Source organism: Curtobacterium sp. VKM Ac-2889, from assembly GCF_015350855.1.
Classification (GTDB): Bacteria; Actinomycetota; Actinomycetes; order Actinomycetales; family Microbacteriaceae; genus Curtobacterium; species Curtobacterium poinsettiae.
The window spans coordinates 360,073-381,626 of sequence record NZ_JADKSC010000003.1 but is presented as its reverse complement, the minus strand read 5'-3'; the positions used below and the strand labels follow the sequence as shown (position 1 = coordinate 381,626).

At 71.9% G+C, this 21,554-nt stretch carries 23 protein-coding genes; 7 read left to right on the top strand and 16 right to left on the bottom strand.

What is annotated here, in order from left to right:
* The first annotated feature begins 139 nt into the window (after positions 1 to 139).
* Entirely contained in the window at positions 140 to 1,513 is a 1,374-nt protein-coding gene (locus ITJ50_RS11975) for a C4-dicarboxylate transporter DctA (protein WP_017885703.1), read from the top strand.
* A 15-nt stretch (positions 1,514 to 1,528) separates the two neighbouring features.
* On the opposite strand, the gene ITJ50_RS11970 is transcribed toward ITJ50_RS11975, so the two are convergent.
* Complete coding sequence (locus ITJ50_RS11970; RefSeq protein WP_194590566.1) at positions 1,529 to 2,041, bottom strand: hypothetical protein; 513 nt, start codon at positions 2,039 to 2,041, stop codon at positions 1,529 to 1,531.
* A gap of 132 nt (positions 2,042 to 2,173) precedes the next feature.
* On the opposite strand from ITJ50_RS11970, the gene ITJ50_RS11965 reads away from it, so the two are divergent.
* The 3 genes from ITJ50_RS11965 to ITJ50_RS11955 all read left to right on the top strand — a co-directional run bounded on the left by ITJ50_RS11965 (position 2,174) and on the right by ITJ50_RS11955 (position 5,249).
* Entirely contained in the window at positions 2,174 to 3,016 is an 843-nt protein-coding gene (locus tag ITJ50_RS11965) for a hypothetical protein (protein WP_017885701.1), read from the top strand.
* A 417-nt stretch (positions 3,017 to 3,433) separates the two neighbouring features.
* Positions 3,434 to 3,667, top strand: coding sequence for a VOC family protein (locus ITJ50_RS11960; RefSeq protein WP_194590565.1), 234 nt, complete (start codon positions 3,434 to 3,436; stop codon positions 3,665 to 3,667).
* A 31-nt stretch (positions 3,668 to 3,698) separates the two neighbouring features.
* Entirely contained in the window at positions 3,699 to 5,249 is a 1,551-nt protein-coding gene (locus tag ITJ50_RS11955) for an MFS transporter (protein ID WP_236559503.1), read from the top strand.
* Positions 5,250 to 5,534: 285 nt separating this feature from the next.
* Here ITJ50_RS11955 and ITJ50_RS11950 read toward each other — a convergent pair whose 3' ends face one another.
* From ITJ50_RS11950 to ITJ50_RS11935, 4 genes are all read right to left on the bottom strand, one after another.
* The gene (locus ITJ50_RS11950) at positions 5,535 to 6,728 is read right to left on the bottom strand and encodes a glycosyltransferase (RefSeq protein ID WP_323749909.1); all 1,194 of its coding nucleotides are present in this window, start codon (positions 6,726 to 6,728) and stop codon (positions 5,535 to 5,537) included.
* Positions 6,729 to 6,850: 122 nt separating this feature from the next.
* Positions 6,851 to 8,188 carry an ABC transporter substrate-binding protein gene (locus ITJ50_RS11945; protein ID WP_194590563.1) on the bottom strand — a complete coding sequence of 446 codons (1,338 nt, stop codon included), beginning with the start codon at positions 8,186 to 8,188 and terminating at the stop codon, positions 6,851 to 6,853.
* Positions 8,189 to 8,244: 56 nt separating this feature from the next.
* A complete protein-coding gene (locus tag ITJ50_RS11940; protein WP_017885687.1) occupies positions 8,245 to 9,075 on the bottom strand; it encodes a carbohydrate ABC transporter permease in 831 nt (276 codons plus the stop codon).
* Positions 9,075 to 10,061, bottom strand: coding sequence for a carbohydrate ABC transporter permease (locus ITJ50_RS11935; RefSeq protein ID WP_017885686.1), 987 nt, complete (start codon positions 10,059 to 10,061; stop codon positions 9,075 to 9,077). The genes ITJ50_RS11940 and ITJ50_RS11935 overlap by 1 nt, the downstream gene beginning before the upstream one ends.
* Positions 10,062 to 10,302: 241 nt before the next feature.
* Between ITJ50_RS11935 and ITJ50_RS11930 the strand changes: the two genes are divergently transcribed.
* Positions 10,303 to 11,202 (top strand): inositol monophosphatase family protein, encoded by a 900-nt coding sequence (locus tag ITJ50_RS11930; protein ID WP_228500347.1) that lies wholly within the window; start codon positions 10,303 to 10,305, stop codon positions 11,200 to 11,202.
* A 93-nt stretch (positions 11,203 to 11,295) separates the two neighbouring features.
* Here ITJ50_RS11930 and ITJ50_RS11925 read toward each other — a convergent pair whose 3' ends face one another.
* The 6 genes from ITJ50_RS11925 to ITJ50_RS11900 all read right to left on the bottom strand — a co-directional run bounded on the left by ITJ50_RS11925 (position 11,296) and on the right by ITJ50_RS11900 (position 16,894).
* Positions 11,296 to 12,315 carry a LacI family DNA-binding transcriptional regulator gene (locus ITJ50_RS11925; RefSeq protein WP_194590562.1) on the bottom strand — a complete coding sequence of 340 codons (1,020 nt, stop codon included), beginning with the start codon at positions 12,313 to 12,315 and terminating at the stop codon, positions 11,296 to 11,298.
* A 2-nt stretch (positions 12,316 to 12,317) separates the two neighbouring features.
* Complete coding sequence (locus tag ITJ50_RS11920) at positions 12,318 to 12,968, bottom strand: 2'-5' RNA ligase family protein (RefSeq protein ID WP_017885683.1); 651 nt, start codon at positions 12,966 to 12,968, stop codon at positions 12,318 to 12,320.
* A gap of 134 nt (positions 12,969 to 13,102) precedes the next feature.
* Positions 13,103 to 14,122, bottom strand: coding sequence for a LacI family DNA-binding transcriptional regulator (locus ITJ50_RS11915; RefSeq protein WP_017885682.1), 1,020 nt, complete (start codon positions 14,120 to 14,122; stop codon positions 13,103 to 13,105).
* Between the two features lie 162 nt (positions 14,123 to 14,284).
* Entirely contained in the window at positions 14,285 to 15,376 is a 1,092-nt protein-coding gene (locus ITJ50_RS11910; protein WP_194590561.1) for a tyrosine-protein phosphatase, read from the bottom strand.
* A 192-nt stretch (positions 15,377 to 15,568) separates the two neighbouring features.
* The gene (locus ITJ50_RS17920; protein WP_194590560.1) at positions 15,569 to 16,372 is read right to left on the bottom strand and encodes a trypsin-like serine protease; all 804 of its coding nucleotides are present in this window, start codon (positions 16,370 to 16,372) and stop codon (positions 15,569 to 15,571) included.
* A 24-nt stretch (positions 16,373 to 16,396) separates the two neighbouring features.
* Positions 16,397 to 16,894, bottom strand: a complete 498-nt coding sequence (locus tag ITJ50_RS11900) for a hypothetical protein (protein ID WP_042541053.1) — start codon at positions 16,892 to 16,894, stop codon at positions 16,397 to 16,399.
* 178 nt (positions 16,895 to 17,072) lie between these two features.
* Here ITJ50_RS11900 and ITJ50_RS11895 point away from each other — a divergent pair, with 178 nt between their 5' ends.
* Complete coding sequence (locus ITJ50_RS11895) at positions 17,073 to 17,726, top strand: helix-turn-helix domain-containing protein (protein WP_017885678.1); 654 nt, start codon at positions 17,073 to 17,075, stop codon at positions 17,724 to 17,726.
* Positions 17,727 to 17,789: 63 nt separating this feature from the next.
* Here the strand turns inward: ITJ50_RS11895 and ITJ50_RS11890 are convergent, their stop codons facing one another.
* From ITJ50_RS11890 to ITJ50_RS11870, 5 genes are all read right to left on the bottom strand, one after another.
* Positions 17,790 to 18,311: a hypothetical protein gene (locus ITJ50_RS11890; RefSeq protein ID WP_194590559.1), complete on the bottom strand. Its 522-nt coding sequence runs from the start codon at positions 18,309 to 18,311 to the stop codon at positions 17,790 to 17,792.
* A 103-nt stretch (positions 18,312 to 18,414) separates the two neighbouring features.
* Positions 18,415 to 18,954 (bottom strand): hypothetical protein, encoded by a 540-nt coding sequence (locus ITJ50_RS11885; protein ID WP_139179683.1) that lies wholly within the window; start codon positions 18,952 to 18,954, stop codon positions 18,415 to 18,417.
* A 49-nt stretch (positions 18,955 to 19,003) separates the two neighbouring features.
* Complete coding sequence (locus ITJ50_RS11880) at positions 19,004 to 19,444, bottom strand: hypothetical protein (protein WP_194590558.1); 441 nt, start codon at positions 19,442 to 19,444, stop codon at positions 19,004 to 19,006.
* Positions 19,441 to 20,013, bottom strand: coding sequence for a TetR/AcrR family transcriptional regulator (locus ITJ50_RS11875; RefSeq protein WP_194590557.1), 573 nt, complete (start codon positions 20,011 to 20,013; stop codon positions 19,441 to 19,443). Before ITJ50_RS11875 ends, ITJ50_RS11880 begins: the two co-directional genes overlap by 4 nt.
* Positions 20,006 to 20,854, bottom strand: a complete 849-nt coding sequence (locus tag ITJ50_RS11870) for an alpha/beta fold hydrolase (protein WP_194590556.1) — start codon at positions 20,852 to 20,854, stop codon at positions 20,006 to 20,008. The genes ITJ50_RS11875 and ITJ50_RS11870 overlap by 8 nt, the downstream gene beginning before the upstream one ends.
* A gap of 105 nt (positions 20,855 to 20,959) precedes the next feature.
* On the opposite strand from ITJ50_RS11870, the gene ITJ50_RS11865 reads away from it, so the two are divergent.
* Positions 20,960 to 21,535: a GrpB family protein gene (locus tag ITJ50_RS11865; protein ID WP_017885672.1), complete on the top strand. Its 576-nt coding sequence runs from the start codon at positions 20,960 to 20,962 to the stop codon at positions 21,533 to 21,535.
* Positions 21,536 to 21,554: the final 19 nt, after the last annotated feature.

The window sequence follows — 21,554 nt, the reverse complement described above, 5'->3', positions numbered from 1 at the left end:
CTTCGGCGTGCGCGGCCTTGTTCCGGCCTGTTTCGGCGTTCGCGGGGCCCTGTTCCGGCCCGTTTCGGCGTGCGTGGGGCGCGTCAGGTGGGAACAGGCACGCAACGTCGTCGAAACACGCGCACGGTGGGGTGGGTGCATGGACGTCACCACCACGGATCGTGCCCCCGCTCGCTGGTACCAGTCGCTGTTCGTGCAGATCGCGATCGGCGTCGCCCTCGGCATCGCGGTCGGGGTCTGCTTCCCGGCCGCGGCGCCGGTGCTCAACGTCGTCGGGCAGGGGTTCATCCGCCTGATCGAGATGGTGATCGCGCCGCTCGTCTTCATCGTCGTGGTGACCGGCATCGTGCACGTCGGCGACCTGCGGTCGGTGGGACGGATCGCCGGCAAGGCGATGGTCTACTTCCTGCTCGCGTCGTCGTGTGCGCTCGTGTTCGGTCTACTGGTCGGCAACCTCGTGCGCCCCGGCGCCGGCCTGCGGATCGACCCGTCGTCGCTCGACGCCTCGGCCGTGGCGGCGAAGACCGCGGGCGGCACGGCTCCGGACGCCGGCACCTTCATCCTCGACCTCATCCCGTCGAGCGTCGTGAACGCGTTCGCGACGAACGACATCCTGCAGGTGCTCGTCTTCGCGGTGTTCGTCGGCGCGGCCATCGCCGCGATCGGGAGCGAGCGTGCGCGGCCGCTGGTCCGGGGGCTCGACCTGTGCCTCGAGGTCGTCTACCGGATCCTGGGCTGGGTCATGCGCCTGTCGCCGCTCGGTGCGTTCGGCGCGATGGCGTACGTGGTGGGGCAGTACGGCGTCGACACCCTGGGGTCGTACGGACTCCTCATCGCCGCCTGCTACGGCGCCGCCGCGGTGTTCATCGTGGCGTTGCTCGTCGGTGGGCGGCTGCTGTCCGGGGTGCCGATCTGGCGGTTCGTGTGGCACACCCGGGCCGAGTTCGGGCTGGCCCTCGGCACCGCGTCGACCGAGGCCGTGCTGCCGCGGATGATCACCCGGCTCACCGAGGTCGGCGTCTCACGGAGCGTCGCCGGGCTCGTCGTGCCGACGGGGTACTCGTTCAACCTGGACGGGGCAGCGATCTACCTGTCGATCTCGCTGCTGTTCCTGACGCAGGCGTTCGGGGTGCCGTTGACGCTCGAGCAGCAGGTCGCCGCGCTCGGGGTGCTGCTGCTGACGTCGAAGGGCATGGCCGGGGTGCCGGGGTCGTCGTTCCTGGCGCTGTCCGCGACGGCGACGAGTCTCGGGCTGTTCCCGGTCGCGGGCGTCGCGCTGCTGCTCGGCGCCGACCGGATCATGGACGCGATGCGGGTGAGCGTGAACCTGCTCGGCAACTGCGTCGCGACGCTGGTGGTGGCGCGGTGGCAGGGTGCGCTCGACCGTGAGCGGGTGGACGCGGTGCTGCGGCCCGGGCGCGGGGTCCGGCCGTCGTCGGAGCCGGAGTCTGCTGCGGGTGGTGCGGGTGCTGCGGGTGCGGCCGCGGTGACGGCGACGGCGCGGGTTCGGTGAGGGGCCGCGGCGCGGTCAGCGGTCGAGGACGGCGCGCTGCTGGTCGTACTGCTGGCGGGTCCGGTGTCCGCCCATCTTGCGCACGACTGCGCCCGAGGGGTCACGGGTGATGCGCCACCAGATCGCGGTGCAGAGCGACGTGGTCGGCAGGATCGTCCCGAGTCCGATCAGGAGCTGTCTGCCGAGATCCGTTCGCCAGGGCAGCCCGGACAGCTCGAGCACCGTGATGACGATCGCGCCCACGACGAGGTTGATCAGACTGCTCCAGAGCTTCCGCACGGTGCGCTGACGCGCCGCGTCGAGTTCCGGCAGCTGCGCCAGCGGGAGCGTCGAACCGATGTGCTCACGCGGTTCGCCGCCGACGATTACGGCGGCCGGGCCCGGGGCTGCAGCAGCGGCGTCGGTGTCCGTGGCGGGGCGCCACACCAGGTAGTCCAGGTGCTCCACGTCGTCGTCGATGCGGAACCATCCGCCTTCGAAGGCGCCGGCAGCGGCGTCGGGATCGGCGTGGGGAGTGGTCGTGGTCACGTCGGTCATCTTGGCAGCAACCGGTGCCGCTGCGGCACCACCGCTTCGGGGGTGGAACGGAGGCGACGGTCGCGGGGCCGGTGGTGCGTTCTGCTGGCAGGATGGCCCCGACACCACGGGGGCGGGGCGGACATGAGCACGGAACAGCAGGACTGGCGCGACCACGGGACGGGCCCGACGACGGGACGGGGCAACGCGATCGCCATCGCGCTCGTGTTGCCGGTGCTGCTCGTCGTGAGTTGGGTGGTCCAGATCGGGGCGTACCTGGAGCGTGACTTCGGGTCGATGGACGACCGGCTCGGCCCAGGGGGCGTGCTGACCCGGCTGGTGATCGGGGCCGCGCTGGCCGTGGGGATCCCGGCGGTGGTGCTCGTCGTGCAGGTCCGGGCTCGCCGGCGCGAACGGCGGCACTCGCTGGCCGCCGTGGTCGCGGCGATCGTCGTGCTGGTCATCGCCGTGCCGTGGAACGGTCTGGTCCTGACGTCACAGGTGCGGAGCATGGCCGCCGACGCCCGGCAGAGGGCGCAGCCGGCGACCGCCGCCGAGCGGCACTTCGCCGACGGCGACGCCGGGGCCACACTCGAACGGATCGGGGACCGCACCGTGCGGATCCTCGGCGGCGACCGGAAGTCCGCCTACCGCGATGGTGAGCGAGCCGGTGGTGCGTACAGCGAGGAGTGCAAGCTGTCGAACGCCCACCAGGGGGTGCGGTGGACGTACTGGTACGCCCCGGGGGAGTACACCGACGCCGACGGCAAGGAGCTCCTGCCCGAGGACCACACGATGATCGAGGGTGCGAACCGCGACGTGGACCGCGTCCGCTCGTACTGGGAGTCCGAGGGCATCGGTGCCCGCTCCGAGGCGGACCTGGTCCCCGACCAGATCTCACCCACAGCCGACTGGCTCGAGAGCACCTCGTCGTACACGCGGCCCGGTCCGGACGTCGACTTCCGCACGATCTGCCTGGTGCGCTGAGGGCTCATGCCGTGGTGGGGCCTCCGGGCAGATGCGTCGTGGGGTCCTCTGCCCTGCGAACGGCGGAGCATGCGCCCATCGGCTCGACCCAGCAGCCGCGCCAGGGCTCATCCGCTCTCCGTGGACGATCCCACGCAGGGCACCGTCGCCGGAACCGCTTCCGGACCGAGCATCCGGACACTGTTCACGCGGACGGTTCCGGGGGACTGGCGCAGCTCTCGGAGTGTCCGGTGAATGATCGGCTGTCGGACAGTGGCGGTCGCAGTGGTCGGTCGTCCTCAGGGGTGGAGAGAACGACTACATCGCCTGCGAACGTGCGGTGCCTTTCCGTGTCTTGAGCCGGGAGTGATGGCCACCTGGGCGGGTAGCCATGGATCACCGCCGAGAGGCTTCTCGCCGGTGGTCAGAGGAGAGAACATGGCAAACGACGTCGTCACGGTGCGGGTCCCCGCCACAGACATGAAGCGCGCCGTCGCCTTCTACCGCGACACCCTCGGCCTCGAGGTGCAGAAGGAAGAGGACGAGTGGTCCGAGCTTGACGCCGTCACGTTCCAGCCCGAGGGCACCGTCAGCGAGCACCCCTTCGGACATCTCCTCCCCTTCAAGGACTCTGAGGGCTGCGGATCGACTGACGAAGATCGGTCCGATTGAGCTAGGGTTGTCCTCTGACCGAATCTGATCGGTGCGGTCGACCCGCCGCAGCAGCGCGGTCGATCCGAGGCTGAAAACCTCCGGCATTCCCAACCGAAGCCCGGAGATCTTCTCTATGTCTATGCCCCCGCGGACTCCATCCAACACATCCGCCTCTTCCAAGCGATGGTGGGCGCTCGTCGTGCTCGCGCTCACCCAACTCGTCGTGGTGCTTGATGGCACCATCGTCAACATCGCGCTGCCACAGGCGCAACAAGAACTCGGCCTCAGCGACGTCGAGCGTCAGTGGGTCGTCACGGCCTACGCCCTCGCCTTTGGTGCTCTGCTGCTGCTCGGCGGTCGAGTCGCTGACTACTGGGGTCGCAAGCGCACCTTCCTGGTCGGCATGCTCGGCTTCGGTGTGGCCTCCGCCTTCGGCGGCCTGGCCCAGAGCGGCACGGAGTTGATCATCGCCCGTGGCCTTCAGGGTGTGTTCGCCGCGCTCCTCGCCCCGGCCGCTCTTGCCCTGCTGACTGTGACCTTCCCCAGCGGACGTGAGCGGAACACCGCCTTTGCCGTGTTCGGCACCGTCGCAGGTGCCGGCGCCGCAGTTGGGCTCGTCCTCGGCGGCGTCCTCACCGAGTTCGCTGACTGGCGTTGGTGCCTCCTCGTGAACGTCTTCTTCGTGATCATCGGTCTCATCGGCGGCATGCTGCTCGTCAAGGAGTCCAAGGCCGAAGGAAACAACCGTTACGACATGGTCGGCGCCGTCACCGTCACCCTCGGCCTGGGCGCCCTCGTCTACGGGTTCAGCCTCGCTGAGCACGGCTGGACCCAGATCGAGACGATCGGGTTCCTCGCCCTGGGTGCTGGCCTCCTGGCGCTCTTCGTCGTCATCGAGAGCCGTGTCGCCCAGCCCCTGCTGCCACTTCGAGTCGTCACGGACCGGGTACGTGGCGGTGCGTTCCTCATACAGGCCATCGTGGGCAGTGTCCTGATCGGTGCGATGCTCTACGTCGCGTTCCACCTCCAGATCGTCCTCGGGATGGACCCCCTGCCTGCGGGCCTCGCCACCCTCCCCATGACCCTCATGATCATGATCACGGCGCCGGTCGCCACCAAGCTGCTGCCCGCCATCGGACCTCGTCCGATGATGATCGGCGGTCCGTTGATCTCTGCCGTCGGCGTCATCTACCTCAGCCGCATCACGGCCGACGGCTCCTACGTCGTCCAGGTCATGCCGGCACTCATCGTGCTGGGAATCGGCATGGCGTTCGTCTTCGTCCCCCTGCAGAACCTCGCGCTCACGGGGGTCAAGCCGCAGGACGCCGGCGCGGCCTCGGCGACCTTGAACTCCGCGCTGCAGATCGGCGGTTCGATCGGTCTGTCGGTCTTCACCGCCCTCTACGCCTCGGCAGTCGCTGGCTACGACGGCGGCGGCTCTGAACTCGACGCGTTCACCAGCGGCTACTCCGCGGCGTTCCTCGCTGCGGCCATCGGCTTGGTCCTCGCGTCGATCATCGCGGCCGTGTTCATCCGTGGCTCGAAGTCGGAGCTGCTGCCCCAGGACTCGGACCACGAGGCCGCTGTGCCCGTGCACTGATCTGCGCTGAGACAAGGAGACGGCCCCCGACGCCATGTGGCATCGGGGCCGTCTCCTGTTTCGCACGACCGGCTTGAGGGCCTCGCCCCCTGCAGAGCTGGTCCGCTGCGGTTGTTGTACCGGAGCCGTCCAAGGCCAACTCGCCGGTGACCGCGGCCAGTGCTCCCTGCCACGGCAGGACAGTCGCGAAGGCGGCAGCCATGATGTCCAACGAGGCCTCGTGCTGGCCCGGTGCCTGGCACGCTGACCATCGGGCTGATCGGCGCTCGTCCCCGCGGTGCGCGCTCACCCACCGACCAGGCGCTCGACGGCGCCCAGCACGACGGCCGGGGTTTCGCCGGCGGCGATCTCGGATCGGATCCGTCCGGCGGCGACGCGGAACGCCGGGTCGGTCAGGAGCCGCGACGCGGTGGTGCGGATGTCCTCCGCGGTCGCCGTCGCGGCGTCGAGGACGAGTCCGGCGCCCAGGGCCTCGACGCAGCCGCCGTTCGGCAACTGGTCCGCACCGAGCGGCAGGACCAGCAGGGGCGCCCCGTGCGCGAGCGCCCCGGTCACCGATCCGGATCCGCCGTGGTTCACGACCAGGTCCACGAGCCCGAGCACCGAGTCCTGCGGCACGTACTGCTCGACCCGGATCGTCCCCGGACCCGCCGGCACCGGGAAGGTCGTCGGGTCGACCCAGGGTCCGGTCGTCACGAGGATCCGCGCCGGCAGGGCGGCGAGCGCGTCGATCAGCCGAGCGAACAGGTCGCCGGACTTCGTGTTGAACTCGGTGCCGAGCGTGACGTAGACGCGGGGTCCGTCGCCGGCGGCCAACCACGCCGCGGCGTCCGACGGGGGTGACGACCAGGTGTCCGGTCGCATCCGGATCGCCGGGCCACGCAGCTCGCGCCCGGATCGCATCGACGCCGGGAACGGGATGACGGTGAGCGCGCCGCCGAGCATGTGCTGCTCCGGGTCGGACCCGAGTCCCGCGCGTCGACGGAGCGCCTCGAGCGGCTCTCGCACCGCTTCGCGCCAGGTCCCGCTGGCCGAGGCGAAGGCCAGGACCACCACGCACGGCACCCCGGCTCGTTCGGCGGCGGTCATCGCGCCGAAGTCGAACTCCCCGCAGACCACGAGGTCAGCCGTCCACCGAGTGACCAGCCGTCCGACGTCGACGACGGCACCGGCGGCCGCGTCCCCCAGGAACACCTGGGGGACGCGGGTGAGCACCGTGCTCGGGTCGATCGGGGTCAGGGTGCCGGTGCCCGGCCTGCTCGCCGGCAGGTCCACGTCCCGCGGTTGCCGGTGCGAGAAGCCGGTCTGTTCGAGGACCGCCTCGCGTGCGCCGCTCAGGGCCGTCCGGTGTCCGGCAGCGCTGGCCGCGCGGGCGAGCGGCAGCATCGGTGCGAGGTGTCCGCGCCCCCGCGGGAACGAGAACACGATGCGCAGGGGTTCCGGAGCACCGTAGCCGGGCCGGCCGTTCGCAGCAGACACCACAGGGCTCCGATCGTCGTGCGGGCTGCCTGCCCGCTTCGTCAGACAACCGTATGGCGAACGGCGGTCGTGCTCCATGAACCCTTGGTCAGCCTCGCGGGGCGCTCACGCGCCGACCGTGCTCACTTGCCGGCGGCCTCGTTGTAGGACGCGATCTGCTTGCCGGCCTGCTGTTCGGCGTCCTGCATCGTCGACTCGACGTCGGCACCCTCGACGATGCGGTTGAAGGCTCCGATGACGGTGGCACGGACCGTCGGGAACGCGCCGGTGATGCAGCCGGCCGCTGCGACGCTCGTGGGGTCGCCGTTGAGCTGCTGGTACATGGTGGCGATGTTCGGGTCCGACAGGGAGCGCTTGCCGACGGTGGTCTTCGCGGAGTCGGTGTTCATCGCGACGTAGCCGGTCGCCTTCGCCCACTCGGCTTGCACGTCGGGGCTCTGGAGCCACTTGGCGAACGTGTACGACGCCTTCTGCTCGGCGGTGGAGTGGCCCTTGCCGGAGATCCACAGGGCGTTGCCGCCGATGACCTGGCCGGCGTCGTCGGAGTCCGACGTGGTGGGGAACCGGGCGACGACCGACTTGGAGCCGTCCGGGTCGACGGTCGTGTACGCGCCGGACGAGGTCAGCAGCATCCCGACCTTGTCGCTCGAGAACGCCGAGTTCTGCACGGTCGAGTCGGTGCCGGGGTTCAGGGCGGCGCCGTCCTGGTACAGCTTCTGCAGCGTGCTCATGAACTGCACCTGGGTGTCCGAGGTGAGCGAGACGCCGGTGACGGGCTTGCCCTTCCGGCCGTTGTCCGGCGTGCAGAACGGCTGGCCGCCCGAGGCGCTCAGTTCTTCGAGCATCCACGAGTCGCCCATGTTCATGCTCATGCCGTAGCCACCGGTCGCGGCGTGGATCTTCTCGGCCCAGGTGGCGACCTGGGCCAGCGTCTTCGGCGGCTTCGCAGCGTCGAGGCCGGCCTTCGCGACGAGTGCCTTGTTCAGGTAGAGCACGGGCATCGAGACCGAGAACGGCATCGCCGCGAGCGACTTGCCGTCGCTGTAGTAGGTCGAGACGGCCGGTGCCATCGTGTCGGTCCTCGACGTCGAGCCGCTCACCGTCGCGGGGGACACCGTCTGGCCGGAGTCGATCATGAAGCCGGTCGACACGTCGTTCATCATGAGCAGGTCGGGCGTGGAGCCGGACTGCACCGCCGCCGTGTACTTCGTCTGGACGGCCGCGTAGTCGCCCTGGAACGACGACTTGACGGTGATGTGCTGGTCGTTCTGCTTGTTGAAGCGTGCGACGAGGGCGTCGAGTTCGGTCGCCGCAGGACCGGACATGGCGTGCCAGAAGTCGACGGTGACGGGGCCGGAGCGCTCCGACGCCGAGCTCGACGTGGAGCATCCGGTCAGGGCGAGGACCGCGACGGCGCCGGTGGCGAGTGCGGTGAGGGCGGTGGAACGACGAGTGGGCATGGTGCGTCCTTCGGGTGCGGGGCGGGCGGGGATCGGGGAGGGGAACGTGTGCGTCGTCACTTGAGTGCGCCGGCGGTGAGGCCACCGGCGAGGAACCGCTGGGCGACGAGGACCAGGACGAGGACAGGGAGGGTCACCATGGCGGCGCCGGCCAGGACCACGCCGATGTCGGCGGCCTCGGCGTCGGACAGCTGGGCGATGCCGACCTGCACGGTGCGGTGCTCGGGCGAGTTGGTGACGAGGAGCGGCCAGAAGAACCCGTTCCACGCGGCCGTCGCGCTCACGAGCGTGACCGAGACGAGCGTCGGGCGGGTGAGCGGCAGCAGCATGGACCGGATGAACCGGAAGTGCCCGGCGCCGTCGAGGACCGCGGCTTCCCGCAGCTCGTCGGGGAAGCTCAGGAACGCCTGGCGGAACAGGAAGATCGTCAGCGCCGAGGCCACGAACGGCAGGAAGACGACCAGGAGCGTGTCGATGAGGTGCCAGGACGCCACGGTCAGGTAGTTCGCGATCAGGGTCGTCTCGCCGGGGATCATCAGGCTGGCGAGCAGGACGAGGAACAGGGCACGGGTGCCGCGGAGCCGGCAGAACACGAGCGCGTAGGCGGTCATGATGCCGATGACGACCTGCAGCACCGTCTGGGCGAGGGTGACGACGACGCTGTTCAGGAACTGCGCTCCGAGCGGGACGACCTGCGTGGCGCGGACGATGTTGTCGAGCGTCAGGTGGATCGGGACGAGACCGGCGAGGCCCTGGTCCAGGTACCGGGTCGGGGTGAGTGCGCCCTCGAACACGTAGTACAGGGGGAAGCAGACGACGACGACCGCGATGACGAGCCAGGCGTAGACGAAGGCGCTCCGGAGCCGGCGGACGGTGACGGGGCGCATCAGTAGTTCACCCGCTTCTCGAGCACGCCGAACTGCACGATCGACAGCCCCAGGACCAGCAGGAACAGCACGACCCCGAGCGCGGCGGCGAGGCCGAAGTTCGCGCTGCCCGAGCCGAACGCCTGCTGGTAGATGGCGTAGACGAGGGTCTTCGACGAGTCGGCTGGACCGCCACCGGTCAGGATCTGGATCTGTCCGAAGGTCGTCAACGCCTCGACGGTGCCGGTCACGACCACGAAGAAGAGCGTCGGGGTGACGAGTGGCAACGAGATCGACCACAGTGTCCGGACGGGGCCGGCCCCGTCGAGGTGCGCGGCCTCGATGACGTCCTGGTCGATGGCGCCGAACGCTCCGAGCAGGAGCAGCACGGTGAACCCGAGCGACCCCCAGATCGTGACGACGATGACGCTCGCCAGGGCCCACTGCGTGCTCGTCAGGAACGGGACGGGTGCCCCGCCGAACTGCGTGATCACCGTGTTCAACAGCCCGTTGCCGGGGGCGAGCATCGCCGCGAACGCGACGGACCCGGCCGACACGGAGACGACCATCGGCGCGGTCAGGAGTGCTCGGAACACCGGCAGACCGCGGAGCTTCACGGTGAGCGGCACGACGACGAGCAGCCCGAACACGATCCGCCCGGCGACCACGCCGACACAGAAGACGGCCGTGGTCAGCATCGTCCGTCCGAACGCGGGGTCGGTGAACGTGCGGACGTAGTTCTGCAGCCCGACCGAGCCGGCCGGCTGGCCGAAGATGTCGGTGCCCTGGGTGCTGAGGACCAGGACCCGGCCGAGCGGGTAGAAGACGAAGACCGCGAACGCGAGCAGCGCCGGTGCGAGGAGCACCAGACCGAGCCGTCGGTCGGAGCGCAACGACGACCGGGCCGACCGGGCCGCCCGTGCTGGACGCCGCGACTGCGGCGGCCGGGGCGATCCCGCGGTACGCGGGGGACCGGCGAGCAGGCCGGACGTGACGGGGACCGTCATGGGGCGGACACCTCCGAGTAGGGAACGTTCCCTATCCGGGAACGACTCCACTCTGCGGCGGGTGCCGGAGACGGGTCAAGGCGCGTCGATCACCCGCCGTCACCCGTTCACGCGGCGTTCAACCCCTCCGTCGGCGGAGAGCCGCCGTTCACCGTTCGCACCCACCCGTTCACCTGCGGTTCGGGCCGACGACCGGCGTGGTTCGCCGTCCAGGGGCCTCGACGTCGTACAACCGGGGACCATGCGAACCGTTCCTGCTCCCCAGACGCTCCGGGTGATCGCCGAGGATGCCGCGCGTGCCGTCGCGCCCGACCTCCTCGCCGTGTTCCGCGCCCCGATGACGATCAGCACGAAGCGCGATGCGCACGACGTGGTGACCCTGCACGACCGCGCGGCCGAAGAGGCGATCACCGCGGTGCTCACCGCGGCGGTGCCGGGTTCCGTCGTGCTCGGCGAAGAAGGCGGCACCACCGGCGGCCCCGGCAGCGCCGACACCACCGGGGACGCCGTGGTGCGGTGGATCGTCGACCCGATCGACGGCACGGCGAACTTCGCCCGCGGACTCGCGTACTGGTGCATCTCGATCGCCGCCGAGGTTGACGGCGAGGTCGTCGCGGGGGTGGTCTTCGACCCGGTCGCCGACCACGTGTTCGCGGCGGACGACGACGGAGCCTGGCTCGACGGTGCGCCGATGCACTCGTCGTCCGGCCCCGACGACGCCGCGACGGTGCTGACGAGCTTCCCGGTGCAGCAGGACCTCGACCTGCTCGGCGAGGCCGCGGCGTTCGACCTGCTGCGTGACCTGACGGTGCGGTACCGCCACCACCACAGCCTCGGCAGCGGCGCCCTCAACCTGGTGCACGTCGCTGCGGGGTGGTCGGACGCCACGATGGGCTTCGCCACGCACCCCTGGGACGTCGCCGCCGGGGCACTGGTGCTCGAGCGGGCCGGTGGGTGGTTCCGGGGCTTCCGCGGTGGCGAGCCCGTCGACCGTGCGCACCTGGCCGACGACTACGTCGCTGCCGGCGCCGGGGGATTGCACGCCGAGCTGGTCCGTCGGGTGCAGGACCTGTCGGCGATGACCTCCACGGACGCTGCAGCCGCCGCCGATCGAACCGCCGCCGACCCGACCGCTGGCTGAGCCGCACCGCCGACCGAGCGGCACCGCCCACTGAACCGCACCGCCCACTGGACCGATCCTCCGCCAGCCGCGCCGTCGACGGCGTCGCGGTGCTCAGCCGACCTGGTGCCCGGCGACCGCCCGTGCCGTCGACCCCCGCTGCAGCAGGCGCGTCGGCAGGACCTCGTGGCGGTCACCGCGTCGCCCGCGCAGCCGTTCGACGACGAGCTCCACCGCCCGCGCGCCCATCCGGACCCGCGGCTGGTCGACGCTCGTCAGGTCGAGCCGGTCGCCGAGACCGGTGCCGTCGAACCCGGTCACCGCCACCATCCGGGGGAGCGCGAGTCCCGCGCCGTCGGCGATCGCCACGAGCCGCGCCGCGGTCGCGTCGTTCGTCGCGACGAACGCCGTCACCCCGTCGCCCAGGTGCCGGGCGATCCGCGCCGGGTCCGCCGCCAGGGCATCGACGTCGTCGACACGGTGGTCACCGGGCCGGCCGAGCTGCGCCGAGACCGTGGCGTGCGCGACGGCACGACGGGTCGTCGAGGGGTGGTCCGACTCCGCCACGAAACACGTGCGCCGGTGCCCGAGTGCGGCGAGGTGGTGCACCAGGTGGCGCATGCCCGATTCCTCGTCGGCGCGAACGGTGTCGAGTCCGAGTCCGGCGAGACCCGACCCGCTCGAGCCGAGGACCGCGACCGGCAGGTCGCGCGCGACCGCAGCGAGCCGTGCCGGGGCGACCCGGCTGCTCAGGACCGCGACCCCGAGGACGCCGTCGGCCGACCCGCGGGAGGCGTGCAGGGCCTCCAGGCCGTCGGCCAGCCGGGCGGCGTCACGGAACCCGTCCACGACGCGGAGCGCGAACCCCAGGGTCTCGGCGGTCGCGCGTGCGCTCCGGAGCGCTTCGTCGTGGAACGGGTTCGCGGCTTCGGTGACCAGCACGCCGAGCACGAGCGGCGCGCCCTGCGCGCGTCGCCGGGCGAGCGTGCCGACCGGGAGGCCCAGCTCGTCCGCCGTCCGCACCGCGAGTTCCCGACGTGGTCGCGACACACCGTCGTCGCCCCGCAGGGCGAGTGACACGAGCGATCGCGAGACGGCGCAGCGCTCGGCGACGTCGCGGAGGGTGGCGGCCACGGTCAGGCGAGCTTCCAGGTGTGGACGTGCTCCCAGGTCATCGTCTGCCACCAGCGGCCGGACCAGTCCGGGCTCGCGGTGCGGTAGAGCACGACGGTGTCGCCGCGGAACCCGGTCGGCACGTCGACGTCGAGTTCGTGGATGTACGCGCCCACCTCGTCGTGCAGGTCCGGGCGGACGTACAGGTCGTGCGAGGCGAGCGAGAGGTGCGCGCGGTACTGCTCCGGGTCGTAGTCGTTCGACGGCGGGACCTGCATCGGCTGCCGGAAGGGGGCGACCACGGCATCGATGTCGGCGGCGAGTCGGACGAAGTCGTCGTTGTGCGAGCCGTCGGGCCGGGTCGCGACGTCGTAGACGAACCCGATGCCCTGCTCGCGGACGCCGGCGTTGTGGACGTCGAACGCCGGGCGTGAGTCGAGCAGCGCCGTGACGGCCGCGATGACCTGGTCCTCGTTGCTGCCGAACGGCTGGCTGCCGACGAGCGTGGCGTGCGGCGGGAAGGCGCCGGCGGACACCAGGCCGTACTGCGCGCGGAGCTGGTCGGTGACGACCGTGACGGCGCGGCAGGTGCGGGCATCCGGGCGCAGGTAGATGCCGTGGCGGTAGGGGTCGCTCGGGTCGCGCGGCAGTTTGGCGGTGACATTCTGGGGCATGGGTCCGTCCGGGGTCGGTCGATGGGGAACGTTCCCGATCGTCGGGAACGTTCCCCATGATCGACCGGAGCGGCCCGGATCTCACCCGTCGGCCCGTGACGGGACGGTGAACGATCGGTGTCGGCGACGCCGGGTCAGACGCGTGCGGCGGTCCGGCCCGGCACCAGGGTGCCGTCAACGGCGTTGTGGGCGACACCCGTCGAACGGCCGTCGATCTGGTCGACCACGTCGTCGACGGACAGGCGGCCGATCAAGCCGAGCGGCTGTCGCCACGAGGTGATGCCGAGCAGCTCGGTGGCGAGCGGCGCGACCCCGTCGTAGCCCGTGACCGACAGGTCGTCTGGTGCACGGAGACCACGGCGGCGCATCGACTCGAGCACACCGACGGCCCAGCGGTCGCTCGGTGCCATGACCGCCGTCACGCCGCCGGCGCCGAGGACCTGCTCGAGGAACGAGTCGAGGTCCTCGGGGTCCGCGCCGTGGTCCTCGGAGCGGATCCGGAGCACCTCGGCGCCGCGCGCACGGAGCCGGCGCACCATCGCGTCGGTGCGGGCCGACTGCGTCAGGGACCCGGACGGTGTGACCGTCAGCACGGCGACGCGACGGTGCCCCAGGTCGGCGACGTGGTCGGCGAGGCCGCGACCGCCGCCGCGCTCGTCGCAGTAGGCGCTGCTCACCGCCGGGTCCGTCTCGGGGCGTCCGGAGACCACCGTCGGGATGCGTCGGGCGAACGGCAGGACGTCGTCGATGGGCAACGCGCCGCTGCAGACGATGAGCCCCTCGACGCGCAGCGACACCAGGGTCTCGAGCGCCCGGCGTTCCTCGCTGACCGGGAACGACCCCGCGCCGGTGGCGGTGACGACGCGGTACCCGCGCGCGGCGGCCTGCAGCTGGAACGCGGTGAGCAGGTGCCCGTAGAACGGGGTCGAGGCATCACGGACGAACGCCCCGAGCGTGTGCGTGCGGTGTGCCGACATGCCGCGGGCGTTCGCGTTCGCCACGTAGCCCAGGTCGAGTGCCGCCCGCTTGACGCGTTCGGTCGTCGACGGCGCCACCCCGTACGAGCCCGCGAGGGCACGGGAGACGACCGACTTCGACACTCCGGCCAGTGCTGCGACGTCGTGGATGGTCGGGACTGCCGGGTGTCCGGTCACCGCGGGCACCGTCGTTCAGATGACTGCACGAGTGTCACGGTAGCCGGACGGACGCCCGGAGCGGGCGACGGTGGTGGTGAACAGTTGGTCACGCCGACCGCCCGGGGGAGTCCGAGCGGTCGGCGTGGGTGGCCGGTGGTGGCGGCCGGTGGCGGTGTCGGGTCAGCGGTGCGTCGCCGGTCGACGGACCGTCAGGCGGTACTCCTTCTTCGTGGTGCCGTCCTGCGCGGTGACCGTGATGCGTGCGGTCCGGCCGGAGACGTGCACGGTGGCGACCGCGTTCGGGTTCGTCGTGTGCACGTGGACGTCGGCGGCCCGGAGCGTCCGGACCGGCGCCGTCACCGTCGCACCCTGCGACGAGGCGGCGGCGGGCAGGTGGACGCGCACGCCCGCGACCGTGATCGAGGAGACGGTGGCGTCGCTCGACACGAGGAACCGCTGGCGCAGTGCGGCGGCCTCGTGCCCCGTCACGCCGATGGTGTCGCGCAGGTACGCGTCCATCCCACCGAAGTCGGTGGCGATGTCCTGCTCGAAGGTGCCCTGCAGCAGCTGCGGGGTGGCCCAGGTGACCCCGAGCTGCGTGTTCGAGAGCAGGTAGTCGTGCAGGATGTCGGCGCTGTCCACGCCGAGGACCCGGTCGAGCAGGTCCACCACGGTGCCGGTTCGGTCCATGCCGTGCGAGCAGTGGATGAGCACCGTGCCGCTGGTGTGCGAGGCGAGGATCCGGAGCACACGGCGGTAGGCGGTGATCATCGACCCGGGGGTCGCCGGGTCGACGTGGCCCTTGTCGACCAGGTCGTGGTACATCGCCGTGTCGTCGCTGTAGTCGCCGTCCGCGCCGAACATCGAGATGTCGACGTGCCGCGCGCCGGGGATCGCGACGTCGGGCTTCGCGGCGATCTGGGACGACGTCCGCAGGTCGACGACGAGGTCGACGTGGTACTCGTCGGCCAGGGTCGTGGCCCCGGCTGCGGTGATCTTGTCGAGCGACTCGGAACGGATCAGCCGCGGAGCGTTCACGGTCTGACCGGACCGGCCGTGCACCGCGGCGAGCTCGCGACCGTTGACCAGTCCGGGGACGTCGGTGATCGGGTGGTCCGCGGCGGTGAACGCGGGCTGGAGTGCGGTGTCGGCGTGGGCGGCCGTGACGGAGAACGCGGCGGAGGCGACGACGGCAAGGCCGGCGAGTGCGGTCGCGGCCACACGGGCGGTGCGCGGGGAGTGGGTGAGGGGGGAGCGGTGGAGCGGGGGCACGGGGCATCCTCGATCTGATCAGGACCCGGGGGTCGCGGGGATCCGGACGCGGTGACGTCCGGATCCCCGCAGGATCGCGAGGTGGGTGGTCGGCCGAGTGGCTGCGAGGTGACCGGGGTGTGTCCGGGTCATGAGGCAGCGCTCAGTCGCCGAGACGGCCGCGGCCGGGTGCACCACCCGGTCGCAGCCGGCTCAGGACGCCGGGGCCAGCCGGTACCGGAACAGCTCGCTGAGCACCTGCTGCACGGGCGTGTAGAGCAGAACCGTCGTGCTCGTCGTGCTCGTCGTGCCCGTCGTCGAACCGCCCGAGATGATCCCGTACAGCCGGTTCGTGGCGCTGATCACCGGTCCGCCGGCGTCACCCGGCTCGATGCCCACGCCGGCATCGGTGCGTGCGGCGGCGAGGTGCTGCGCGCCGGCGCGGCTCGCTGTCGGCACCCGTGTGGCCGTCCAGGAGCAGAGCACCCCGCTCGCCGCCCCGCTGGTGCAGAAGGGATCGGCGTCGGGCTGGCCGGTGCCGGTGACGGCGGCACGTGCCGGGTCGCCGCCGACGCGGGTGAAGACACGACCGGATGCTCGCGGCGTGTACGTCGAGACGGACGGGTCGCAGGACCCGGCGGCCGCCCGGACGCGCGTGCACGCCAGGGGTGGGATGACCGCGAGCTCGACGTCGGAGTCCGCGGACTGCCAGACCACGCTGCCGACGGCCGCGCCGTCGAGCCGCACCGGCGCCTGCAGCGGCGCGCAGCGCTTCGCCAGCACGACCCACCTGGTCGCCCGCTGGTACGCGGTGACCTGGCTCCGGAAGCCCTTGGCGGTCAGGACCGCCCCGACCGTGCAGGTGCTGCCGGGGACCCCGACCTGGGTGCCGGCGATGATCGGTGCCGCGGTGCGGTCCGGGTCGCTCGTGGCAGCCGAGGCCGGTGCGGTGCCGGCGAGGGCGATGCCGACGGCGGCCGCGACGGACAGGGCGACGGCCAGGGTGCGGACGCGCACCGCTTGCGTGTGACGGAACACGGTTCAGCCGAGCCGGCGGGTGCCGTTGACGCGTCCGATCACGGACAGGGTGTCCGGGTCGGCGAGGCGGGCGTGCCAGTGCAGCGTCGTCGTGCCGCGCGGCAGGTCGGGGAACGCCGCGGTGAAGCGGTAGTGCCCGCTGGCGCTGACCATGTCGTCCCCGCTCGTGACCTCGGCGATGTGCTTGCTGAACAGGCCGCGGGGCTTGCCCGGTGCGTCGTAGTAGACGATGACCAGGGTGCCGGGCTTGCCGGCGCCGGCGAAGGTGGTGCCGGTGAAGCTCGTCCGGTCTGGTCCGCCGTGGGTCTTCGCTGTGAACGCCACGGCTGCAGACCGGGTCGGGGCGTGGGCGGTGTGCGTGGTGTGCGGGATCGTGGCGGCCCCGGCCTGCGCGGGGACCAGGGCGCCGGCGGCGAGTGCTCCGCCGAGGGCGACGCCGGCGATGAGCGCGGTCAGCCGCCGGGACGCCGGCTTGCGGGCGGTGGACGGGGTGGGACGCATGGGGACTCCTCGGTTCGGCTCGGGTCGACTCGGTGTGCGTGAACGCTAACAACGGGCCAGACGATCGTCTAGGGAATGCCGGAAGCTGAGTGGATCAGAGGCAAACCGTCCGGACGGCGTGCTCCCCTCGTGCTGTCAGACGTTCGTATGATGACCCGAGACCCGAACGAGGAGTGCGATGAACCAGCGGCAGCAGGCGAAGACCCGGACCCGCGAGCAGATCATCGAGGCCGCGGCGGCGGTGTTCGCGAGCCACGGCTACGCGGGGACGTCGTTCGCCCGGGTGGCCGCCGCCATGGACCGCCCGAAGTCGGCGATCGGCTACCACGTCTTCTCGTCCAAGCACGAGCTCGCCTTCGCGGTCATCGAGCGGCAGCAGGCCCGCTGGGCGGTGATCGACTCGCTGATCACGCAACCCGAGGGCCTCGAGCACCTGCTCGTCATGCTGACGTCCGCCTGTTCCGATGCCATCCGGTGTCCGGTGGCTGCCGGGGCCATCCGTCTGAGTCACGAACTCCGCGGTGCGGGAGAGGTGATCCCGCGGGTCTTCACGTGGGACGACTACGTCCGCCGGCACCTGTCGGCTTCGAGCGGGGGTGTCGGCCCCGCCACCGATCCCGAGTGGGCTCGTGCGGCGGACCTCGTGCTGACGTCGACCTTCGGGGTGATGTGGGCCCGGACGAGTGCACGACTGACCCGTGACACCGAGGGGCAGCTCCGGGACCTGTGGGCGGCACTGTTCACCGGGCTCGGACTGCCCGGCGTGCACGGCTTGCTCGAACAGGTGGAGCCCGTGCGGGTCGGCGGACACCCGGCCACCCCGGGGGACTGACCCCGCAGGGCTCGCCCCTCCCGAGGGGCCCCGGCGGACTGCTGGTCCACCGGGGCGCCGGGCCTACTTCTTCTGCTCGCTGCCGTCCGGGTTGACGACGTACCAGACGCCCTTGTCGCCCTGTCCCGTCACGTCGCCGGCCTTCTTGTCCCCGACGAAGGTGTAGATCGGGCGCCCGTCGATCGTGATCTGCCGCCCGCCGTCCACGCCCTTGATGGTGCCGACCGTCCCGGTGATGCCCGACACCTTCGGCTTCGTGGTCGACGCTTCGATCGCCGGCCACGCCGCCGCGCACGCACCGGTGCACGTGCCGGAGTCCTTGATGTCGGCGTCGAAGTAGTAGGCGGTCATGCCCTTGCCGTCGACGACGACCTTGCCGAGTGTCGTCGAAGCGACGGTCGCGTCGACCGAGGGGGACGAGTCGGTCGTCGCGGGCGCGTCGCCCTGTGCGGCGGGGGACGGCGAGGGCGACGGTGCCGCGGAGCCGGCCGTGGAGCAGCCGGCGAGTCCGAGGCTCAGGGCCAGTGCGGCACCGAGGAGGACGGGGACGGATCGGGATGACGGTGTGCGGTGGGGTGTCGACACGGGGGCTCCTCGTGGTCAGGTCTCGCCGCTGACTGCTGGCCAGACGTTCGTCTAGCGAACGTAACCGCAGTACCGAGCGGCGGCCAGCACCCTGCGCGGCCTCTCATCCGGTGGGCCGCGGATCGTGGGAGCGGCGGTCCGTGTGCTCGACCACGTGGACGCCGTCGACTCGCCCGATGACGTCCAGCGACTCCGGGTCGATCAGTCGGGCGCTCCAGGACGCCTGATCGGCGTCGCGGGGCAACTCCGGCAGGACCGCGGTGAAGGCGAACCGGCCGGTCCGACCCACCGCGCTGCTGCCCGGCGCGATCTCCGCGACGCGATCGTCCCCGGTGCCGTCCCGCGGTTCGCCGTAGTGGATGACCACGACGGCGCCGGGGGTGCCCCTCCCGGCGAAGCGCACGCTCACGACTCCGCCGGTACCGACCGTCCGTGGTGGGCGGATCGCGAACCGGTGCGCGCCGCTCGTCGAGGGCGGTGCGCCGAGTGCGGCACCGAGCGCTCCCGATGCCCCGAGGCCGAGTGTCTCGGTACCCGTCGTGGTCGGTGGCGGCGCCGGCAGGGCGAGCGCGACGGCGAGCGCGGCGATCCCCGCGGCGAGGACGATCGGTGACACCCGGACCCGGTCGGTGCTGCGCGACATGGTCGGCCCCTTCGTGGACGGCGTGTGGCGGAAGTCGCCACGCCACACGCTACCGCTTGGCCAGACGATCGTCTGTTCGTCCGCGTCCGCGCCCGCGCCCGCGCCCGCGCCCCACCAGGACGCGCCACCGCCGCTGTTCCGAGATGACGACGGCGACGCACAGGACCGTGACGGCGACCGCGACCGCAGCCGGCCAGGCGACCCAGGACGCGGCGATGGCTCCGACCAGGTGCGCGAGGACCGACGCGATCGTCACCACTCCCGGTGCCGCGACGGGTGGGTCGCCGCCGGGGCGGTCACCCGGCGTCCCGAAGACCGCCGGCGGCACGACGAGGAGCAGGACGGCGGCGATCGCGAGCACCGGCGAACGGGGCCAGAGCGCCCAGGGCACGGCCACCCATGCGACGAGCTCCGCCGTGAACCGCAGGCCGCCACGGAGCGGGTCGTGACCGACGGGCCTCGACGCGCGCGCCGCCGTGGTGACGGTCACCGTGTCGTCGCGGCACGGAACCCGCGATCCAGGAAGTCGACCATCCACGCAGCACTCGCATCGACGTCCGTGTCCATCTGGAACCCGCCGGACGCCTCGATCGTGGCGAACCCGTGCAGGACGCTGCGGAGCACCCGGAGTGCGTGGACCTCGTCGGCGGGGTCGAGCGGGTGGTCGCGAAGCGCCGCGGCGAAGGACGCCAGGGTGCGGCCGAGCGCGACGGCCAGCGGGTCCTGGGCGTCGGTCGGCCGGACGCTGACGGCTGCCTGGTACCGCGCCGGGTGCTCCCGGACGCTCCGGCGCACGGTCTGCACCGCCGCCTCGAGCGCACTCCGGCCGCTGCGCCCCTGCATGGCGTCGCGGAGTGCGTCCCCGAGCTCGTTCGCTCCGAGGATCGCGATCCTGCGCGTGAGGTCACCGAGTCCGTCGACGTGCTTGTACAGCGACGGTGCCTTCACCCCGAGGCGGTCGGCGACGACGCTCATGCTCAGTCGGGCCAGACCGATCTCGTCGGCCAGCGTCGCCGCGGTCTCGGTGACGGTCGCCGGGTCGAGCCCCGCCCTAGGCAACGGGGCCTGCGACGGGCAAGGTGCGGGCGAGGAACGGCAGCAGCAGGGCGAGGAGTGCAGTCGGCGTCTCGGTGTGGGGGTAGTGGCCGGCGCCGTCGATGACGGCGAGCTCCCCGAGGCCGTCGGGCAGGTCGGCGAGGACGCGCTCGCCCTCGGCGCGGGGGTCGGCCCAGTCCGGATCGGCGCTGCCCTCGACGATGAGCACGGGGCACCGGACGGCATCCAGCTGCTCGCCGGCGTCGCCGGGCGACGTGCGGGTCATGGCGCGGAGGACCGCCATCCGCTCCGGTTGCCGCAGGGTCGTCTCGATGCGGCCGCGCTCGGTCGCCCAGTCGGCGGGCTTGGCGGGGATCGCGATGTCCAGGTACGCGAGCCAGCCGGGCAGGCTGCCGCTCGTCATCACGCGTGCGAGCTGGACGGTGCCGGCGCGGTGTCGGCGGTTGCGCAGGAGCCCACCGAGGTCGACGGACTGCTTGCGCGTGAACGGTGCCAGCTCGACGATGCCGGCGACCAGGTCGGGTGCGGTGGCCGCGGCGATCGTCGCTGCGCCGCCGCTGATCGACTGCCCGACGACCACGGCCGGGCCGCCGAGGTGCCGGGCGACGGCGACCAGGTCGCGTGCGATGTCGGAGCGCTCGTACCCGGACCACCCGGTGCTCGAGTCGCCGCAACCCCGCAGGTCGACGTTCGCGACCCGGTAGCCGGCCGCGACGAGCTCCGGCACGACGAAGCGGTAGGAGTGGCGGCTGTCGCCCATCCCGTGGGCGAGGACCACGAGCGGCCCTGAGCCGGAGAGGTCGTAGGCGATCGTGCCGCCCTCGGTGTCCAGGTGTTCGAGCATGACGTGGCTCCTTCGGCTACGGGTAGTAACTCAAAGGCTAATACGCGTAGCCGGAAAGTCAAGGACTGCTCTGGTCCGCGCTCCGGGTGCTGCCATCATGGCCGGGTGCACCATGACGAGGACCACCCCCGACCGGACGTCACGACCGTCGAGATCATCGGCGGCCCAGAACCGGTCACCGTGACCCTGCACCCCGCCGACAGCGGGTGGGCTGCGGTCTTCGCGGACCACCGGCGACGCATCCTGGAGGCCCTGCCCGGCTCCGGCGCGGACGCTGCGGTCGTCGAGCACATCGGCTCCACGGCCGTCCCCGGCCTGGCGGCGAAACCCATCGTCGACATCGTGGTCGTCGTCGCCGACATCACCGCCGAGGCGACCTACCTCGACCAGCTCCTCGCGGCCGGGTACGAGCTCCGCGTGCGCGAACCCGGCCACCGTCTGGTCCGGACACCGGCTCGCGACGTGCACGTGCACGTCTACGAGCAGGGCGCGACGGCGGTCGAGGAGTACCTGCTCCTCCGCGACCACCTGCGCGTCGACGCCGACGACCGCGCGCTGTACGAGCGCACCAAGCGGGAGCTGCTCGGCCGGAGCTGGGACGACATGAACGCCTACGCCGACGCGAAGACGGCCGTCATCACGGCGATCAAGGAGCGGGCGCGCCGGAGCCGCGCGTCCTGAGACGCGCGGCTCCGGTTCC

Bases quoted from the DNA above. Each gene is read 5' to 3' on its own strand.
- ITJ50_RS11945 (WP_194590563.1), bottom strand. From the start codon at position 8,188: ATGCCCACTCGTCGTTCCACCGCCCTCACCGCACTCGCCACCGGCGCC.
- ITJ50_RS11965 (WP_017885701.1), top strand. From the start codon at position 2,174: ATGAGCACGGAACAGCAGGACTGGCGCGACCACGGGACGGGCCCGACG.
- ITJ50_RS11935 (WP_017885686.1), bottom strand. From the start codon at position 10,061: ATGACGGTCCCCGTCACGTCCGGCCTGCTCGCCGGTCCCCCGCGTACC.
- ITJ50_RS11885 (WP_139179683.1), bottom strand. From the start codon at position 18,954: ATGTCGCGCAGCACCGACCGGGTCCGGGTGTCACCGATCGTCCTCGCC.
- ITJ50_RS11895 (WP_017885678.1), top strand. From the start codon at position 17,073: ATGAACCAGCGGCAGCAGGCGAAGACCCGGACCCGCGAGCAGATCATC.
- ITJ50_RS11975 (WP_017885703.1), top strand. From the start codon at position 140: ATGGACGTCACCACCACGGATCGTGCCCCCGCTCGCTGGTACCAGTCG.
- ITJ50_RS11920 (WP_017885683.1), bottom strand. From the start codon at position 12,968: ATGCCCCAGAATGTCACCGCCAAACTGCCGCGCGACCCGAGCGACCCC.
- ITJ50_RS11960 (WP_194590565.1), top strand. From the start codon at position 3,434: ATGGCAAACGACGTCGTCACGGTGCGGGTCCCCGCCACAGACATGAAG.
- ITJ50_RS11940 (WP_017885687.1), bottom strand. From the start codon at position 9,075: ATGCGCCCCGTCACCGTCCGCCGGCTCCGGAGCGCCTTCGTCTACGCC.
- ITJ50_RS11900 (WP_042541053.1), bottom strand. From the start codon at position 16,894: ATGCGTCCCACCCCGTCCACCGCCCGCAAGCCGGCGTCCCGGCGGCTG.
- ITJ50_RS11930 (WP_228500347.1), top strand. From the start codon at position 10,303: ATGCGAACCGTTCCTGCTCCCCAGACGCTCCGGGTGATCGCCGAGGAT.
- ITJ50_RS11870 (WP_194590556.1), bottom strand. From the start codon at position 20,854: ATGCTCGAACACCTGGACACCGAGGGCGGCACGATCGCCTACGACCTC.